The 19,024-nt window shown below is 53.7% G+C and carries 16 protein-coding genes and 1 pseudogene; all 17 read right to left on the bottom strand.

Annotation, left to right across the window (positions count from 1 at the left end; translation table 11 throughout):
- Positions 1-7: 7 nt before the first annotated feature.
- Positions 8-1,501 carry a capsule assembly Wzi family protein gene (locus tag ATI45_RS08130; protein WP_098419046.1) on the bottom strand — a complete coding sequence of 498 codons (1,494 nt, stop codon included), beginning with the start codon at positions 1,499-1,501 and terminating at the stop codon, positions 8-10.
- A 327-nt stretch (positions 1,502-1,828) separates the two neighbouring features.
- Positions 1,829-1,906: pseudogene (locus tag ATI45_RS08135) on the bottom strand (MerR family transcriptional regulator); the annotation flags it as partial.
- Between the two features lie 265 nt (positions 1,907-2,171).
- Positions 2,172-2,405 (bottom strand): hypothetical protein, encoded by a 234-nt coding sequence (locus ATI45_RS22645; RefSeq protein WP_228705983.1) that lies wholly within the window; start codon positions 2,403-2,405, stop codon positions 2,172-2,174.
- Between the two features lie 302 nt (positions 2,406-2,707).
- Positions 2,708-3,205 (bottom strand): hypothetical protein, encoded by a 498-nt coding sequence (locus tag ATI45_RS08145; RefSeq protein ID WP_098419047.1) that lies wholly within the window; start codon positions 3,203-3,205, stop codon positions 2,708-2,710.
- Positions 3,205-4,311 carry an AAA family ATPase gene (locus tag ATI45_RS08150; protein WP_179888001.1) on the bottom strand — a complete coding sequence of 369 codons (1,107 nt, stop codon included), beginning with the start codon at positions 4,309-4,311 and terminating at the stop codon, positions 3,205-3,207. The genes ATI45_RS08145 and ATI45_RS08150 overlap by 1 nt, the downstream gene beginning before the upstream one ends.
- A 257-nt stretch (positions 4,312-4,568) precedes the next feature.
- A complete protein-coding gene (locus ATI45_RS08155; RefSeq protein ID WP_098419049.1) occupies positions 4,569-4,919 on the bottom strand; it encodes a MerR family transcriptional regulator in 351 nt (116 codons plus the stop codon).
- Between the two features lie 144 nt (positions 4,920-5,063).
- A complete protein-coding gene (gene ihfA, locus ATI45_RS08160; RefSeq protein ID WP_098419050.1) occupies positions 5,064-5,366 on the bottom strand; it encodes an integration host factor subunit alpha in 303 nt (100 codons plus the stop codon).
- 3 nt (positions 5,367-5,369) lie between these two features.
- The gene (gene pheT / locus ATI45_RS08165) at positions 5,370-7,754 is read right to left on the bottom strand and encodes a phenylalanine--tRNA ligase subunit beta (RefSeq protein WP_098419051.1); all 2,385 of its coding nucleotides are present in this window, start codon (positions 7,752-7,754) and stop codon (positions 5,370-5,372) included.
- A gap of 101 nt (positions 7,755-7,855) precedes the next feature.
- A complete protein-coding gene (gene pheS, locus ATI45_RS08170) occupies positions 7,856-8,854 on the bottom strand; it encodes a phenylalanine--tRNA ligase subunit alpha (protein ID WP_098419052.1) in 999 nt (332 codons plus the stop codon).
- Positions 8,855-9,053: 199 nt separating this feature from the next.
- A complete protein-coding gene (rplT, locus tag ATI45_RS08175) occupies positions 9,054-9,407 on the bottom strand; it encodes a 50S ribosomal protein L20 (protein ID WP_007351562.1) in 354 nt (117 codons plus the stop codon).
- Between the two features lie 44 nt (positions 9,408-9,451).
- Positions 9,452-9,643, bottom strand: a complete 192-nt coding sequence (gene rpmI, locus ATI45_RS08180; protein WP_098419053.1) for a 50S ribosomal protein L35 — start codon at positions 9,641-9,643, stop codon at positions 9,452-9,454.
- A gap of 97 nt (positions 9,644-9,740) precedes the next feature.
- Positions 9,741-10,280 (bottom strand): translation initiation factor IF-3, encoded by a 540-nt coding sequence (gene infC / locus ATI45_RS08185; protein WP_081622897.1) that lies wholly within the window; start codon positions 10,278-10,280, stop codon positions 9,741-9,743.
- Positions 10,281-10,282: 2 nt separating this feature from the next.
- Positions 10,283-12,208, bottom strand: coding sequence for a threonine--tRNA ligase (thrS, locus tag ATI45_RS08190; RefSeq protein WP_098419054.1), 1,926 nt, complete (start codon positions 12,206-12,208; stop codon positions 10,283-10,285).
- 417 nt (positions 12,209-12,625) lie between these two features.
- Positions 12,626-13,609, bottom strand: coding sequence for a TAXI family TRAP transporter solute-binding subunit (locus tag ATI45_RS08195; protein ID WP_098419055.1), 984 nt, complete (start codon positions 13,607-13,609; stop codon positions 12,626-12,628).
- Positions 13,610-13,733: 124 nt separating this feature from the next.
- Positions 13,734-15,059, bottom strand: a complete 1,326-nt coding sequence (locus tag ATI45_RS08200) for an RNA-guided endonuclease InsQ/TnpB family protein (RefSeq protein WP_228705984.1) — start codon at positions 15,057-15,059, stop codon at positions 13,734-13,736.
- A gap of 307 nt (positions 15,060-15,366) precedes the next feature.
- A complete protein-coding gene (locus ATI45_RS08205) occupies positions 15,367-17,766 on the bottom strand; it encodes an efflux RND transporter permease subunit (RefSeq protein WP_098419056.1) in 2,400 nt (799 codons plus the stop codon).
- Positions 17,763-18,959 carry a WD40/YVTN/BNR-like repeat-containing protein gene (locus tag ATI45_RS08210; protein ID WP_098419057.1) on the bottom strand — a complete coding sequence of 399 codons (1,197 nt, stop codon included), beginning with the start codon at positions 18,957-18,959 and terminating at the stop codon, positions 17,763-17,765. Before ATI45_RS08210 ends, ATI45_RS08205 begins: the two co-directional genes overlap by 4 nt.
- Between the last annotated feature and the right edge of the window lie 65 nt (positions 18,960-19,024).

The following is a 19,024-nucleotide window of genomic DNA, read 5'->3' on the forward strand; positions in this document are numbered from 1 at the left end:
AAAGGTTTTAGAAACGGTAGCGCCAGCTTGCGCCGATAGACCACTGTCCGCTTTCGTTTTCGGCGGAGTTGACCAATTCGAGCTTTTTGTCGGCAAACTGGGCGCTTAGGTCTAGCCAGCCGTTGAGCAGTTCGGTGCCGTAGCCCACTTTTGCGATGACCTGTTTGGCGTTTTCAGCGGGGACCATCAGTTTGATGTTTTTGTCGATGATCTGTGATTCACGGGTTGTTCCGTCTTTGTTGAACTCGACAAAGCTCAGGCTGGCTGACAGGTTGCGGCCGTCGTCGAAGAAGTGAAAACCGCCGAGGGTAACGGCTTCGGCGTCGCCACTGAAGCTGGCGCCCATGGTGCGGCCGTAGTAACGGTAGCCGCTTTTATAGCGAGAGTGGTCGTAGGTGATGTTGGGCATGGCGTCGCCCAGGAAGTCGTCGGCCAGGGTGTTGGCGTATTCCACAAACCATTGCTGGTCGCCGTTGAATAGTTGGCTGGTCCAATCACTGCCTAACAGCCAGGATTTGCGCGCGGGAAAGGCGCCGGCTTCGTCTTCGCCCATCATCTGGGCGTACAGGCCCATGGACTGGTTGCCAATGGCAAAGCCGTAGCGGGCGTCTATGCCGGCAAGCTGGTTGCCGGGGTCGTCTTCTTCAAGCTGGCCGTTGTCTCTGCCGATCAGCGCGTTCCAGATGGTAGAAGCGCCTTCCGGGCGCCCTTCCCCGCCCAACATGATGGCACGAGAAAAACCAATGTCCAGGCCGTCTAAGGGGCGCAGGTTCAGGCGCATGCCGATCAGCTTGGCTTCGGGTATCTCGCGTTCTTTTTCATACTGGCCGGCTAACAGGGTGAGCTGCCAGGGGCCAATCCAGCTGAGCCAGGAGGTTTCAGGCGCGGAGGGGTCTCTACGGTTCAGCCACAATGACGGCATGGGGCGTGCGTTGTTGGAGAAGATCAGGCTGGATTGCCAGCCCGGGCCCCACCAACGGTCAATAGCGCCTGCACCGAATACCCAGTTGCTGGCGGTGGCGGCCAGGTAGGAGCCGTCAAAGCGGAGGTTTTCGTCGTCATCCGGGTTTAGGGCGTAAGTAGGGCTCAGGCCCAGCGCGAATCGCTCCCCTTGCCATTGCACGTTCAAGTTGGCCGAGCCTTGCGCCAGGGGGCCCCGTTCAAAGCCTTGCACCATGGCGACTTCATTGGTGGCAGAAAGCTGAAATTGGGACCGAATTCCGGTAGAGGCCTGCTGTTCCTGTTCAAATTCGAGGTAAGCGCGGGCCATGCCGGTTGCCTGGGAGCCTTTACTGGCAGAGTCTGCCAGGGCGCTGTCTACTGACGCCCACATGATGGGCCAGCTGGTTACCGGGCGATTGAATTGCCCTTGGTCGGCCAGTTTTTGTATTGCGAAACGGGCTCGGGCGTCGCCGGGCTCTATCCAGGGCGCCGCCGCTGCAGAAATCGTGTTCAGGCACGCTACCGCCCCACATACCAAAGCTAAGTGTTTTAGGGTCATGGACATCTTGTTTTTTAAGTGCAGGGGTAAAGCAAGGAGAAAGAAGCCCGGCTATTCCTGTCAGATTTTGGCGCAGTGCGCCGATTTGATGAGCATGATACGCGTCAGAAATTTTTAGACAACCGACAAAAGGTATTAGTAAGCTAGGAATTGAAAGGAATTTTGTAACCTGTTGTAACAGGTTACATTTGCATCTGTGTGTTAATCGCAGGCATGTAGGTAACTAAATCATATTCTCATAAAAAAACCGACTCTGGCGGTCGGCTTTTTTGTGTATCAATCGCACTTATATTTAGGCTTTGTTCATTGCCGCCAGTACGTCTTCCAGTTCCCCACTTCGCCGATTGTGAAATAGCGTTTGCCGGGGATGACGGGCAGCTCGTTGTTGTTGCTGGGTTCTAGCATATTTATTGCTCAGCTCCAATCTAGCTATAAGCAGGGACAGACTTGAAGTCTGTCCCTAATCTCCAAGCGGAGACGCAAGCGGGGACAGACTTGAAGCCTGTCCCCTATCTCCAAGCTCCAGGCGAGGACGGACTTGAAGTCTGTCCCCGTTCTAGTAAGCGCCAATAAATCAGCACCGGACAGGATAGTTGACGCCGAACAACAAGGGCGGCCACCAGGGCTGCCCTTTTTTGTACGTAAAGCAGGGAGATTATAAAAGCGGAGATCAGTGCTTATCTTCAATACGCAATTGGGTAATCTCGTCTAACGCCAAGCCCGTCGCTGCAGCTATTTGCTCGTCATTGAGCACACCGAACGACATCAGGTGACGAACCGTTTCGCGCTTTTCTTTCAGAGCACGCAGCTCGGCTTCCTGACGCCCTTTTTCGATACCCAATTGCTCGCCTTCCTGGCGCCCTTTTTCAATACCCAAACGCTCAATCGTGTTGACATAAGGCATGTGTTTTTCCTCCTGTATGACGTAAACCGCCTGTGCAAATTCGGGGGCCAGATTTTTTGGTAACTGGATCATCCAATCAATAATGTTAAACAGTCGTAAAATCTGTTCTCGACTATAGCCCCGTTCGTACAGCAGTCGTATCAGGGCCACGACAAACCAGATGAAAGCGCGGCACTAGCGTGTTGGCTAGGCGGTGACATAACGCCGAATTATGCGCAGTAGGAGGGAACATAGAAGAAAAGAAAAAGAAGGGAGTGCCTGTCCATGTGACGTCAGATTTCCCACGCTCAGTTAATAAGCGTTCACGCAAACAGCCAAACAAACATTCCAGCGGCTTGCATTCTTTTTATTTCATTCGAATTACAGTGCAAATGCGGGTTTCTCCATGCGTCCGTCTGTTCATCAGGGCAATGTCGCAATAGATCTTTCCCAACAGCTTCATTATTACTTTGATTCATCGACGCCTTAAGGTCTTCACTTTCTTTGTCATCTACGCCGAGCAGAAACACCCGATCTTTGCAATCTTGCTCTTTCAACAGTTCATCAAATTTACTTCTACGTTTTGCGAACACATTGTCAAAATCCATAAGTAATAGGGCATGCATTTCAGGCCTCGCATTGAGCAACCTCAGGTTGCTCTCCAGCTCAGCAAACACCTTGCCCCATCCTCCGCACGGCGGCCTGGAGTTGATCACAGTATCATTAACGTTGGGTAATGTTTTAATTCCGTTGACGATGCCTCGATAAGGCTGATCTTCTAGGTAGATAACCAAATGATTCTTATAGCGATTGACTGCCATTAGTCGAGTTCTCCGTTCTCGTAGGCATCTATAAAAGTGGCGCTCAGGTATTGTTTTCCCGCTACAGGCTCCAGCCTGGAAGGGGCCAGATGAGACTGCCTGGTTACAAGATAAGTATTGTGCTCGGAGTATTCGTTGATGGTTCTGGGGTTATGGCTAGACATAACCATCTGCGATTCTACCAGGCTATTTTCAAACGCTTTTCGGCAAGCGACAATGAAGTGGCTTAACTCTGGTAAAGAGACATAATTATCTGGTTCATCCCACAGGCAAAGTACAGATTCTTCATTGGTAATGGCGGCCAAAACCGTTGCAGTTAGAAAGTATATTTTTTCGCCATCAGAAAGCTGATCAAAATTTAGCTCTAAACTGTTTGCGACTTCATCGCGGAATTTAAAAACCAGCTCTTTTTCGTTTTTGCCGGTACTCTCAAATTTGAAGCTTGCAAAGTCCGGCATACGCAATGCCATGAAATCTACAATTTTCATGTACAGTGCAGGATAAACCGCAAGTTGATGGCGCACCCAGTCGAGAGTATTGGCAGCTCTGCGCTCCAGGTAGGGAGTTTCTTGTTTGCTGGCTTTGTTAAAGCAACTAGGCACTGGCGCTAATACGACAATTTTCGCGAGCCACTCTCGAAAGCGAGCAATGGGTGCGTCATCATTGCGTGTTGAAATTAATGGTAGGCCAACGTGGTGCCAATCCAAGGTGAACTCGGCGTTTTTGCCCAGCTGTACTTTACCACCTTCCCGAAAAACATTTGTTTTACCGTTTACTTTCAGCGATTCCTTTTTTATCCGCGGTTGGCTAAAGTTTTCAGGGAGCTCTATCTCTAAAACGTACTCATAAATTTGTTTTGCAATAGTCGCGTTTATTTCCAAATGAATGGCTTTATGAGTTTCACCAAAGGCGAAATCGCTTTCAGTGATTAGATCTTTCAGCTGTGTAACGCCCCGCCCAATTTTTTGAAATACTTCTACGGCATCAAAAAAACTGGATTTGCCGGCACCGTTTCTACCCAAGATTAAGGCAGAGTGCTGATCTTTGAGATTGAATTCAAAGTTCTGAAGGCATCGATATTGATGAATATAGAGTTTGTTCAGCATGAGCTGCCTTCCATAACCGATGTGAATTGTTTGGGCAAGTAACCAAACGCTGTTGCTATTGAGGGGGACACCTGCGGTGTCCGCGCTATTCATCCCCGGCCTAAAGGCCGAGGTTTTCCGCGCATTCCGATAAAATGAGAGCAACAATTTTACGCTGATAGCGCAATGTTACAAGCCATAGCGCTTGGCGGAGGGTCTGATTGACGGGGAATATTGCAGAAATTTGTAATCTATTGTGAAGTAGCTGACTTCATCAACTACATAACAGCCAACACCTCTTCCAGCTCTCGAATCATTTGCCGTATTAACTGTTTGTACTGGGAGATATCGTCTTTCGCTTCTACACTGGACAGCTGCTGTTTAGCGCCGCCGATGGTGTAGCCCTGGTCGTACAATAGGCTGCGAATCTGGCGGATGGTGATGACGTCGGCGCGCTGGTAGTAGCGGCGGTTACCGCGACGCTTGACCGGGGACAGGTGGGGGAATTCCTGTTCCCAGTAGCGCAGTACGTGGGCTTTTACGGCGCACAGTTCTGCTACTTCGCCGATGGTGAAATAGCGTTTGCCTGGGATGACGGGCAGTTCGTTGTTGTTGCTGGGTTCTAGCATGGTTGTTGCTCGGTTTTGACCTGGCTGTACCAGGGACAGACCTTAGGTCTGTCCCTAATCTCTCCCCAAAGCGGGGACGGACTTGAAGTCCGTCCCCAATTTCTTGCCCAAGCAGGGACAGACCTTAGGTCTGTCCCTTAATCTCTATTGCTGGGTTTCGACGTAGGCTTCTACTTTTGCTTTGAGTTTCTGGCCGGGGCGGAAGGTGACGACGCGGCGGGCGCAGATGGGGATTTCTTCGCCGGTTTTCGGGTTGCGGCCGGGGCGCTCTTTTTTGTCGCGCAGGTCGAAGTTGCCGAATCCTGACAATTTCACTTGCTCGTTGTGGCTGAGTGCGCCGCGAACTTCGTCGAAAAAGGCCTCTACCATTTCCTTGGCTTCACGTTTGTTCAGGCCAAGTTCGTCGTATAAGCGCTCGGCCATTTCCGCTTTTGTCAAAGCCGTCATCCGTTAACTCCTTAGTGTTGCCCCCAGTTCAGCTTTCAGGGCTTCTATTACGCCGTTGAACAGCCCGTGCACTTCGTCTTCGGTCAGTGTGCGCTGCGGGTGCTGCCAGAACAAGCTGAGTGCCAAGCTACGATTACCTTCGCTTTCACCTTTACCGAGGCTTTCGCCCTGGTATACATCGAACGCACGCAGTGCGTTTAGGTGCTCGCCGGCGTGGTGTGTTGCCACACGCTCGACGTCCGCAAATTTCACTTCGCTTCCGATAATAATAGCCAAATCTCGACGAACTTCTGGAAATTTTGAAACATCTTTGAAATTAGGCACATAACCGGTAACGATTGGGTTCAAGAATAGCTCAAAGACTATAACTGTGCCATTAAGTTCCAGATTTTTCTGTACCTGTGGATGCAGAGTGCCTAACCAGCCTACTGGCTGTCCGTCGCGCAGTAATTCGGCGGTCTGGCCCGGGTGCAGCGCGGGGTGCTTTCCGGTGCGGAACTCTACGGTAACGCCCAACAGGCGAAACAGACTTTCCAACTCCCCTTTTACATCAAAGAAGTCGGCGTTTCTGCGACCGTTTACCCAGTTTTCAGGATTGTGATTGCCGGTAACGACGCCTGCCAGCATGGGCTGCTGCAGAATGCGTTCGCCATCTTTCACAAACCGCAGGCCACTTTCAAACAGGCGAATGCGTGGTTGTTGTCGGTTCTGGTTGTGGGCCACGGTTTTCAGCAGACCGCTCCAGAGGGTGGTGCGCATGACTGACAGTTCTGCGGAGATCGGATTGGCCAGAGCAATACCTTCGTTCTGCGGATCTAACTGTTCCTGCACTTTCGGGTCGACGAAGCTATAGGTGATGGCTTCCTGATAACCGTTGGCAACAAAATAGTTGCGGATGGCGCTCAGCGGGCGGGTGTCTTCGGCTTTGGGGCGCAGGCCCAAGGAACCTGTGGGTTCGGTGACCGGCAGGTTGTTGTAGCCGTAGATGCGCCCTACTTCTTCGATCAGGTCTTCTTCGATGGTGATATCCGGGCGGAAGCTGGGCGCACTGACTTTCCAGCCGCTTCCCGATTTTTCTTCTATCGCCAGGCCCAGGCGGGTGAGAATTTCTTCCACTTTGCCGTTTGCGATGGCCAGGCCCAACACGTCGGCCAGGCGTTTTTCGCGCAATACGATGGAGACTGGCTTGGGCAGATGTTCGCTGCTGGTGACGTCGACAATTTCGCCGGGTTCGCCGCCAACAATGCTGACCAGCAGTTCGGTGGCCCGCTCCATGGCGTCACGGGCCAGGTTGTAGTCTACGCCGCGCTCGAAGCGGTGACTGGCATCTGTGTGCAAGCCGTAGTGGCGGGCTTTTCCGGCTAAGGTGATGGGGTCGAAATAGGCGGATTCCAGCACCAGATCACGAGTTTTTGGACTAACACCGGAGTGTTCGCCGCCCATTACGCCGGCAATGGCGATGGGTTTGCTGTGATCGGCTATTACCAGGGTTTGTTCCGTGAGTGTGACTTCCTGGCCGTCGAGCAGCACCAGCTTTTCTTCGGGCTTGGCCATGCGCACCACTATGCCACCGTCGATTTCGGCGCGGTCAAAGGCGTGCATGGGTTGGCCCAGTTCCAGCAGGATGTAGTTTGTTACGTCTACCGCAGCGTCTATAGAGCGAACGCCAGAGCGACGCAGCTTTTCTTGCATCCATAGCGGGCTTTTCGCAGAAAGATCGACGTTGCGCAGTATGCGACCCAGGTAGCGCGGGCAGCCGGCGGGGGCTTCTACGCGCACATCAGGCACGTCGCTGTGGGTGGCGGCTACCTTGTAAATTGCAGGCGCGTTCAGCGGCAAACTGTTGAGCACGCCCACTTCCCGGGCCAAGCCTTTGATAGAGAGGCAGTCAGCGCGGTTTGGGGTTAAATCTACATCGATCGCAATGTCGTTCAGCTGCAGGTAATCCGCAAAAGACGTGCCCACGGGGGCGTCAGCGGGTAACTCCAGAATCCCATCGTGGTCTTCAGACAGGCCCAGCTCGGCCCCGGAACACAGCATGCCGACAGAGGGTTGGCCACGGAGTTTGGCTTTTTTGATTTTGAAATCGCCGGGCAATACGGCGCCCAGTTCGGCAAAAGGTACTTTGATGCCGGCGCGCACGTTGGGGGCGCCGCAGACCACTTGCACCTGGGTGCTGCCGTTGCTGACCTGGCACACTCGCAGTTTGTCAGCATCCGGATGGGCTTCTACGCTGAGCACTTCGCCGACGACTATGCCGGTAAATTTGCCGGCGACGGGCTCGAAGCCGTCGACTTCCAGGCCGGCCATGGTGATTTGGTCCATCAGCTGCTGGGAGTCCAGAGCCGGGTTAACCCATTCGCGCAGCCACTGTTCACTGAATTTCATGGAGCTTTCCTTAAGTTATAGCGGGCCTTAATTTGTTACAGACCTTAATCTGTTGCGGTGTCGCCTGTTGACTGAAATGCCGTGCCGTTTTAAAGAGGTATTTAACGGAACTGGCGCAGAAAGCGCAGATCGTTCTCGAAGAACATGCGCAGGTCGTTGACGCCGTAGCGCAGCATGGCCAGGCGTTCTACGCCCATGCCAAAGGCAAAACCACGGTATTCTTCGGCGTCTATGCCGCAGTGCTCGAACACTTTGGGGTGTACCATGCCGCAGCCCATGACTTCCAGCCACTTGATAGTGCCATCGGCTTCGCGGCCCCATTCGATGTCTACTTCCGCCGAAGGTTCGGTAAACGGGAAGTAAGATGGGCGGAAACGTACTTTCAGATCGCGCTCGAAGAACACCCGCAAAAACTCTTCCACGGTGCTTTTCAGGTCGGCAAAGCTGACGTTCTTTTCAATCAACAGCCCTTCCACCTGGTGAAACATGGGGGTGTGGGTCATGTCGGAATCGCAGCGGTATACGCGGCCAGGGCAGATCATACGGAACGGCGGTTTACCGGCTTCCATGGTGCGAATCTGGACCGGTGAGGTGTGGGTGCGCAGCAGTGTGCCGGAATTAAAATAGAAAGTGTCGTGCATGGCACGGGCCGGGTGGTGGCCAGGAATGTTGAGGGCTTCGAAGTTGTGGTAGTCGTCTTCGATTTCCGGGCCCTGTTCCACGCTGTAGCCGGCGCTGGCAAAGAAGTCTTCAATGCGCTGCAGGGTGCGGGTAACCGGGTGTAGGCCACCCAGTTCCTGGCCACGGCCTGGTAGGGTGACGTCAATGGATTCGCTGGCCAGTTTGGCTTCAATGGCAATGCGTTCAAGATCGCTGCGGCGGGCGTTGATGGCCTGCTCTACCTGGCCTTTGGCGTCGTTGATTTTCTGGCCGGCAGCGGGACGTTCATCGCTAGAAAGTTTGCCCAGTGTTTTGGCCTGCTGGGTAATCGCCCCTTTTTTGCCCAGGTATTCCACACGAATGTGATCAAGCGCCTGCAGGTTGTCGGCACTTGCAACCGCCGCTAACCCGTCCTGAACCAGCTGCTTCAGGTTTTCCATTGACCCTGCTCCAAACCAGAAATGAAGATTTCACCTTTTAAAATAATAAACAGGTGAAATCTATAAAATATGAAGTTTATAAACAAACGAAATCCGCAAACAAAAATAGGGGAAGAGCGTGCCCTTCCCCTATTAAACGCTGCCTGGTTGTTATGCCTGGCAGCGGATCGATTCGTGATCGATGATAGAGCTTAAGCGATCACAAGGATGCTTTGGCTTTCTCAACAACCGCAGCAAAGGTTTGCTGCTCGTTCATGGCCAGGTCGGCCAGAACTTTACGGTCGATTTCCACGTTGGCCTTTTTCAGGCCAGCGATCAAGCGGCTGTACGACAAGCCATTGGCACGGGCACCGGCGTTGATACGCGCAATCCACAGTGCGCGGAAGGCACGCTTGCGGTTACGACGGTCACGGTACGCATACTGACCTGCTTTGATAACCGCTTGCTTGGCAACGCGGTACACACGACTACGGGCACCGTAGTAACCTTTAGCCTGCTTTAGAATCTTCTTGTGACGACGGCGTGCAACCACACCACGTTTAACACGAGCCATACTATAATCCTTCTACCTTAAAAACCGTTTGGGGTGCGTGTGCTCTAAACTCCGAGCATGCGTTTTACGGAAGCCACATCAGCCTTGGAGATAAGCTTGGTTCCACGCAGCTGACGCTTACGCTTCGGGCTTTTCTTGGTCAGGATGTGACTGGTGAAGGACGACTTGTGCTTGAAGCCGGTGGCAGTTTTCTTAAACCGCTTGGCCGCTCCACTTTTCGTTTTCATTTTCGACATTTTTTAAAACTCCGCATTCTGTTTTTTTGATGCATCGTATGCAAACCTGAAACACAAATCCCCCGCCTTTGGCAGGGGATGAGCAACAACAGCAGGCTTACTTCTTTTTGCGGGGGGCGATAATCATGGTCATCTGGCGGCCTTCCATTTTCGGACGCATCTCGACAGTTGCCATTTCTTCCATGTCCACTTCTATGCGTTCCATGAGTTTCATACCAATTTCCTGGTGTGCCATCTCACGGCCACGGAAGCGAACAGTGATTTTGCCGCGGTCCCCGGCTTCAAGGAAACGTATCAGGTTGCGTAGTTTTACCTGATAATCCCCTTCTTCAGTTCCTGGACGGAACTTAAGCTCTTTGACTTGCGTCTGTTTCTGTTTTTTCTTGGCAACGGCCTTCGCTTTTTTCTCGTCGAAGATCTTCTTGCCATAGTCCATTATTTTACAGACGATCGGATCGGAATCTGTCACTTGCACCAGATCCAGGGTCGCCTCCTCTGCCATCCTGAGGGCTTCTGCGATTGAAACCACACCCACTTGCTCGCCTTCGGCGTCAATCAGACGGACTTCAGTTGCATCAATGTTCTCATTGATTGGCGCCTTTGGTGTACGCGCACCCCGATTCGCTCTCTGTTTAATAATTAATTCTCCAACTTGGTTCTGCTCTTGCGTTCAACATCTTCTTGCAGAAGCTGTTCGAACGCTTCGAGCGATAATGTTCCCAAATCTTCACCTTTGCGGGTTCGCACCGCAACGGCGTTGTTCTCGACTTCTTTGTCGCCGACAACCACAAGAAAGGGAACCTTGTTAATTGTGTGCTCGCGGATTTTAAAGCCGATCTTCTCGTTTCTCAAGTCAGCATTAACCCTAAAGCCCAAAGAATCCCACTTTTTCGCAAGATTCTCGCAATATTCCCGCTGATTATCGGTGATATTGAGGATGGCGACCTGTGTTGGGGCCAGCCAGCTGGGGAATGCGCCTTCGTATTCTTCAATCAGAATACCGATGAAACGCTCAAACGACCCAAGTACCGCACGGTGCAGCATAACCGGTGTTTTGCGTTCGGAGGTATCCGACACATATTGTGCGCCCAAACGGCCCGGCATGCTGAAGTCTACCTGAATGGTGCCGCATTGCCATACCCGACCGATACAGTCTTTCAGGGAAAACTCGATTTTCGGGCCATAAAACGCGCCTTCGCCCGGCAACAGTTCCCATTTCACGCCTTCGCGGTTCAGGGCCTGTTCCAGTGCGGCTTCGGATTTGTCCCAGACTTCGTCAGAACCTACGCGCTTTTCGGGGCGGGTAGATAACTTGTACAGAATCTCGGTGAAGCCGAAGTCTTTGTAGACTTCGTGCAGCAGGTCGATGAACTTCGACACTTCGTTCTGGATGTCGCTTTCTTCACAGAAGATGTGAGCGTCGTCTTGGGTAAAGCCGCGCACGCGCATCAGTCCGTGCAAGGCACCGGACGCTTCGTTGCGGTGGCAGGAGCCGAACTCCGCTAGGCGCAGGGGCAGATCTTTGTGGCTTTTCAGGCCCTGATTGAATACCTGGATATGGCACGGGCAGTTCATGGGCTTGATGGCAAAGTCGTGTTTTTCCGACTCGGTGGTGAACATGCCTTCTTTGAATTTGTCCCAGTGGCCGGACTTTTCCCACAGCGAGCGGGACACGATCTGAGGCGTTTTGATTTCCTGGTAACCGTGGCGGCGCAGGATATCGCGCATGTACTGTTCCATTTTCTGGTAAATGGTCCAGCCGTCCGGATGCCAGAACACCATGCCCGGGGCTTCTTCTTGCATGTGGAACAGGTTCAGCTTTTTGCCGACTTTGCGGTGGTCGCGCTTTTCGGCTTCTTCGATGCGATGCACGTAGGCTTTCAGGTCTTTCTTGTTGGCCCAGGCGGTGCCGTAGACGCGCTGCAGCTGTTCGTTGTTGGTGTCGCCACGCCAGAAGGCACCGGATACCTTGGTCAGCTTGAATGCTTTCATTTTGCCGGTGCTGGGCACGTGGGGGCCGCGGCACAGGTCGATGAAATCACCCTGGCGGTAAAATGACAGGTCTTCTGCGCCGGGAATGTCTTCAATTATGCGAACTTTGTACTCTTCACCCATGCTGCTGAACAGCGCTACCGCTTCGCTGCGGGACATAACCGAGCGGAAAACCGGCAGGTCTTGCTTGGCCAGTTCGGCCATGCGCTTTTCAATACGGGCCAGGTCTTCGTTGGTGAAGGGGCGATCGTATTTGAAATCGTAGTAAAAACCGTCGTCTATCACCGGGCCGATGGTGACCTGGGCTTCCGGGAACAGCTCTTTGACCGCCATGGCCAGCAGGTGGGCGGTGGAGTGGCGGATAACGTCCAGGCCTTCGTCGTCGCGCTCGGTGATAATGGCGAGTTGGACGTCGTGTTCAATCAGGTGACTGGTGTCGACCAGGGTGCCGTCGACTTTACCGGCTAAGGCGGCTTTGGCCAGGCCGGCGCCAATGTCGGCGGCAACGTCGTGCACGGTGACGGCTTCGGCGAAACTGCGGTGACTGCCATCGGGCAGGGTTACTACGGGCATGGTGTGCTCCTAGGGGTTCTCAGCGGTGATCTATACCAGAGATCACTTGTTTGGCGAGGGCATAAAGCGGGGAAACTTAGGGCGGGGACGGATTTGAAATCCGTCCCCTATGTTCCAAATCCGTTCCCGCTTTATGCCCTCTTTTTTGGCAGCCGCGATACGACCGCGGTGCCGAGAAGTTGGGGAGTTTAACAGAAAGTGTAAAGCGGGGACGGATTTTAAATCCGTCCCCTCGGGGGGGTATAGGAGCCGGGACAGATTTGAAATCTGTCCCGAGGGACGGGTGGCAAGGGCAAAGCGGGGACAGACTTGAAGTCTGTCCCCTGGTGTAGAGCGGGGACGGATTTGAAATCCGTCCCCTGGGGGTATGAGAGCAGGGACGAGAGCGGGGACGGATTTTAAATCCGTCCCCTTTTGCTATTTCATCAGGCCGGCTTCTTTGTAGTATTTGACGGCACCCGGGTGCAGGGGGGCGCTTAGGGCGTCTGACACCATTTCTTCTTTGTTCAGGTTGTGAAAGGCCGGGTGCAGGCGTTTGAAGCTGTCGAAATTTTCGAACACGGCGCGTACTACCCGGTACACCACGTCTTCTGGTACGTCGGTGGACGATACGAAGGTGGCTCCGACGCCGAAGGTGGTTATGTCTTCATCGCTACCGCGGTACATGCCGCCGGGGATGATGGCTTTGCGGTAGTAGGGATAGTTGTTGATCAGTTTTTTGCTGGCGTTGTTATCAACGGTGACCAGAACGCTGTTGCAGGAGGTGGTGGCTTCTTTTATAGCGCCTGATGGGTGGCCCACGGTGTAGAAGAAGGCGTCGATGTCGCCACTACACAGGGCCTGGGACTGCTCGGCCGCTTTTAGTTCGGCGGCCAGAGCGAATTTTTCCATTTTCCAGCCCATTTCTTTCATCAGCGTTTCGGCGGTGGCACGCTGCCCAGACTCTGGGTCGCCAACCGCAACTCGCTTGCCTTGCAGATCTTCAAAGGTGGTGATTCCCGAGCTTTTACTGGCCACAACAGTGAACGGCTCCGGATGCATGGAGAAAACGGCGCGCAGTTTTTTGTTGGGGCCGTCGCCTTCAAACTGGCTGCTGCCGTTGTAGGCGTGGAACTGCCAGTCTGATTGAACTACGGCCAGGTCCAGCTCACCTCGGGCCATGGCGTTCAGGTTGTAGACAGAACCGCCGGTGATTTCAACCGCACAGCGAATACCGTGGTCTTTACGGTCCATGTTGACCAGGCGGCAGATAGCTCCACCGGCCGGATAGTACACGCCGGTAACGCCGCCGGTGCCGATGGTAATGAACTGCTGTTCCTGAGCAGACACCATGGCAGAGGCTGCGCCGAGGCTCAGTGCCGCGGTAACTGCCAAGACAGAGGCTTTCAGTTTCACCGTCATCTTAGTTGTCCTTTTTACTGTCATGACCCTTAGAGTCCCGCGAACGGGAAAATCCAGCTTTTAGATGGCTAGTGAACTACCAACACTAAATCGAAGATTTTGAGTTGGCATCTGGGTAAACCTACTACGCGGCCATGGGCTGCGCAGCATTTTCCCTTCTAATAACGACGGAGTTGTGTGGCATAAGATCCATCATTATGGGGTTGGACACGAACCCCTTACAGGCTAGCCCTAAGGCCTCACCCGTTGCTTTTCTAAGGATATTAAGAGCGCCGTTGATGTCGGCGTTTATGATCCCGTGTTTGCTTTGATACAACCCTCGGCGGATTCGCTTTCCGCTGAACAGTGGTACGACGTTTTCAGGATTGTTGCCGTAAACCGGCATGAAATCATTATTCAAGGCGGAGGCTTTGGAGGTGTACGACTCTTCCTGAATAACGGTGGTGATGCCCATCTCATGGCACTTATATTGGATTTGAGACATCAGAGTGGCATGCGGAATACCGACAAACTTCTGGTTGTTCACGCGGCCAACGTTGACCTCTTGCTTCCAGTGTTTGTTATAACCGATGACCAGTGTGCCGATATTGTTTTCCAGGCAATAAGAGGCAACCTTGCTGGACGCTCTGTGCAACAGGTCTTTTATCCGGCGATTGCGTTTGTTGGTCACGGCGCGAATGTGGGCGTATTTGCCTTGAGAGCGAAGTCTGGCCACACGCTTGTTGTACCAGGCATTGATCGATTTCAGCGCTTTACCGTTGATCAGAACAGGGCGAACGCCCGGCTGATCGGTTGCGAGTGCGATAAGGTTGTTGATGCCTAGATCGATCCCGGCCTTGCGGGATGTGTCGAGAAGACGGCAAAAGTTGCCCGCCTCCACAATTTTTGATTCGTTGTAGATGATTTCGATAATGAAGCAGTTGCCCCTGGGTACAATTCTGACTTCAAGCGCAACGGTGTCGCCGACAGACGCGTTCCATCTTTGTGAAAACCGAAACTGCGTTTTGACCGGTGGCAATACGCCGTTGGCAAAGTACAACGTGCCGTCAACAAACTTGAAGCCGTTTCGTCCAATGTGCACGGTGGCCGCTTTGCGGGCGTAACGTGGTTTTTGAGGCCGAGCTTTGAAGGCTGAAGGTGTTTTCTTGAAAGCCGATAAGGCGGCGAAAAACGCCTTCCATTCCTGGCCGACAATCTGCGTGCTCCGCTGGGCGATGGCTGACGGAAGCTTAGTGTACAGTTCCGGGTTGTTTCTCTTCAGCCATTTGTCAGCGTCGCGATGCGACAGCATCTGATCTTTGCCGTCAGGATGGTGCTGCATCACATAGGACGTGGCGTTTTTTATTCTGCGAGTAATCTGAGTGCAAACGCTGGCCCCGCGAAACGCCTCATGATTCTTTCGAATGAGGATTTGCTGGGTGCGAATGTGGGTTGATTTCTCGTTGTCCATGTTAATAATATTACGACCTGACCAAATTGGTGTCAATCATTTATACAGTCGTATTTCCCGATGAAAAGAAGCTACAATTCGCGTGCATATAGAAAGCCAAGACCGTCCCAAATAATCGCTATCCATCCAACACTAAATCAGAGATTTTGAATTGGAATTCCGCTCATTTCGTTAAAACATAGAGCCAAGTAAAACACAGACCCGGCAGCCGGATAAATGAATCTGGCCACTTTAGCCAGAAGGGACAACGGGTGCTTGAGTAAAAAGGAAAACCGCCCCGGGGTTAATGCCGGGGCGGTTTACACGGCTAGCTTTTAGCGTTTGCCAGGCGGGCTTTTTCACGCATTTGTTCCGGCTTCAGCAGGAAGTGCGCCAGCGCCGGCAGCAGCCAGATGGAGCCAATCATGTTCCAGATGAACATGAAGAACAGCAGCAGGCCCATGTCGGCCTGGAATTTGATGGGTGAGAAAATCCAGGTAACCACACCCAAGCCCAGGGTAATACCGGTGAATATAACAGCCTTACCGGTGGAGCGCAGGGTTTCGAAGTAGGCTTCCTGCAAGGATTTACCTTCCAGCAGGAATTTCTCCAGCTTGCTGTAAATGTAGATGCCGTAGTCCACACCTATGCCCACACCCAGCGCTATGACCGGCAAGGTGGCGACTTTGACGCCGATGCCGCTCATGGCCATGATGGCTTCCGCCAGCACAGAGGTCAGCCCCAGCGGGACCACGATGCATAGCACCGCCCGCCAGGAACGGAAGGTGGCAAAACACAGCAGGCTGACAACGCCATAGACGAACACCAGCATCCAGTCTTTGGCTTTGGCGATGACGTCGTTGGTGGCCGCTTCTACCCCGGCGTTACCTGCCGCCAGCAGGAAGGTATGGTCTTCGTTGCTGTTGTTGGCAGCGAAAACTTCCACCGCACTCACCACGGTTTGCAGGGTTTCGGCTTTGTGATCTTCCAGGAACACCAACGTGGGCGTTAGGCTGCAATCGGTGTTGATCAGCCCGGATGGCGCATCGCGAATCGAGGCGTTGATGATGGTCTGGTTGCGGGAAATGGCGTACCAGTTCCAGTTACCTTCGTTCAGCGCCTTGGTAACGATTTTCGACACGTCCGCCAGCGAGGCGGTGGATTGCACGCCCGGGGTGTTTTGCAGCTCCCACTGCAAGGTGTCCATGGCTCGCAGCACGCTGTACTGGGTGCACTGCTCGACCGGGGTTTTCACCATCACCACCAGCACGTCAGCACTGGTGGAATAGTTGTCGATAATGAAAGCGTTGTCTGTATTGTAGCGGGAATCGGCGCGCAATTCCGGAGCGCCTTGGTCTAGGTCGCCTACTTTCAGGTCCTGCTTGAGGTAGACACCCACACCCAGGCCCAGCAGCGCGACCAACACGGATATAGGCGCAACTTTAGGGCTGGCGAACACTGACAGGCGGTGCCATTTGCGGTCTGTTTCTTCACCCTGTTTTTGCACGTGGCGAATACCACTGGCGGTAATGCCGATGTATGACATCAGAAGCGGATGCAGAACCAGGTTGGTGATGATCACGATAGCCACGCCCAAGCCTGCGGCTATGGCCAGGTCTTTGATGACGTCGATATCGATAAACAGCAGCGTTAAGAAGCCAAAGGCGTCGGAAATCAGCGCCAGCATGCCGGGAATGTAAAGACCCCGAAACGCCAGGCGAGCGGCGTTGAGCGGATCAAAACCGCGGGCGGCTTCTACTGCCATGGCGTTCACCAGCTGCACCCCATGGCTTATGCCAATGGCAAACACCAGAAACGGCACCAGCACGGAATACGGGTCTAGCCCGTAACCCAGTATTTTTAGCGCCCCTAACTGCCAGAATACCGCCACAATGGACGTCAGCACCGGCACCAAAGTGCCTGCGATACAGCGGGAGTACCAGAACAGCAACAGTGTTGTCAGAGCAATGGTGATGCCGGCAAACCAGGCAATCGCACCAATGCCTTCAATCAGGTCACCGACTTTTTTGGCGAAGCCGACGATGTGAATACTGACGTTCGGATTCTGCGCCTGGTACTTTTCCCGAATCTTCTCTTCCAGCTGGCGGGAAAAAGCAGCGTAGTCCAGGGGTTCACCGGTTTGCGGGTCGTTTTCGTAGAGCGGTGCGTAGACGATGGTCGAGCGGAAGTTATCGGATATCAGGCGCCCCACTTCGCTTGAGCGCAATACGTTCTGGCGAAGTTTCTCGAGGCTTTCAGCGGAACTGCCGTCGTAGTTGTCCGGGATGATGGTGCCGCCCTGGAAGCCCTGTTCGGTAACTTCTACCCAGCGCACGTTGGGGGTCCATAGGGATTTCAGGCCGCTGCGATCAACACCGCTGAGATAGAACACTTCGTCGGTGATCTGGCGCAGGGTTTCCATGTACTCTTCGGTGAAGATATCGCTGCCGTCTTTTGTGGCCACGGCAATGCGCACGAAGTTACCCAGGTTCTCTAGATCGTCCCGGTGCTCCATCATGTTCACGATGTACGGGTGTTCCAGCGGAATCATCCGCTCGAAGCTGGCATCGGGCTTGATTTTCACCGCGTTGTAGCCCAGAAATGCGGTCAGCACCGCGAACAGAAGCAGTATGGTGACGCGGTTGTTGAAAATCAGCCGTTCCAGAAAGGGCTCGGCTTTGGGTGTGGTGAGGTAGTGATCACCCCTGGCATGCTTTGGATTTGTCATTCAACCGCCCCTTGTTCTTCCCCTTGTTCGACCAGGCCCGCGTCGCCTTCCATCAAAACGACGCCGCCCTCACCCACCAGCAACAGTTTTTGCGGGCCACTTACTACAACACCCATCAAGCCTAGGCGATCGGCTCGCAGGGTTTCCTTGAACTCTTCATTGGCGCCATCGCGAATGACCAAGGTGCCATTGTTGCCCACCAACACCAGGTGTTCGCCGGCACTAGCGCCATCATTCAAGGTGGTGGTAGAGCCTGTTTGCACGCGATCCCAGCTTTGGCCGTTGTCGGTTGTGTGCATCACCGTGCCGCGCAGGCCAAAGGCCAGCGCTTCGCCGCTGTTGTTAGTGCCTATCACGCCAAACAGCGAGCCTTCGTAACCACTGTCGCGACGATCCCAAGTGATGCCGTTGTCTTCAGACACGTGAATTTGCCCGGCTTCGCCGACAATTACCAGCGCGCCACCACCGATTTTGGTGATGGCATTGAGGTGGTAGTTGTCGCCGTTGTCCAGTTTTCGGGCCCAGTCCTGCCATTGATTACCACCATCAGCGGTGTGAAAAATCATGCCGTAGGCGCCAATCACAAAGCCGTGGCCTGCATCTTCAAACCACACGTCCAGAAACGGGTTCACCGGCCCAACAGACTGATCTGCCTGCATGTTTTCGAGGCCAAACAACAGGTCGTCCAGGGCCCATTCCAGATCGCCGACATCTTCTTCGGCTGCGGTTTCAATGCGCTGTTCCATCGCCTCGATTTCCTGCTGTACACCGGCAATGGCTAGATTGGCGGCCTGAATGCCGGTCATCTGCAGGGTCCAGTTAGACCCGCTATCGCTGCTGTGCAGCACCGCGCCACTGTGGCCTACGGCCCAGCCGTGGCTGGCCGAGCCAAAATCGACTCCGGTGAGGGTGACGGACACCGGCACGCTGGCCTGGTCCCAGCTGGCGCCGCCGTCATCGGAATAGATGATGTGGCCGCGTTCGCCAACGGCCACCAGGCGATCATCGTCACCTGCGCGGGTGACGTCGTTCAGCAAACTGGCTGTGGCCAGTTCGGTGCTGCGAGCAGGGGCTTCCAGTAAGTCGGCGACGGCGAATGCCGTTGATGGGGTTAAAACGCAGAGCGCAGCCAAACTGATGGCAGCAGCAAATCCCGGGCAGGCGCAGGTAAGGCGCCTGTTGCGTGTGGCCATTCGATTTCCTATTGCTGGTGTTGTTGTATTTGATGCGCGCAAAGCGCTGCAATAGGTTGAGTGTA

The sequence above is a fragment of the Marinobacter sp. LV10MA510-1 genome, from assembly GCF_002563885.1.
GTDB lineage: Bacteria > Pseudomonadota > Gammaproteobacteria > Pseudomonadales > Oleiphilaceae > Marinobacter.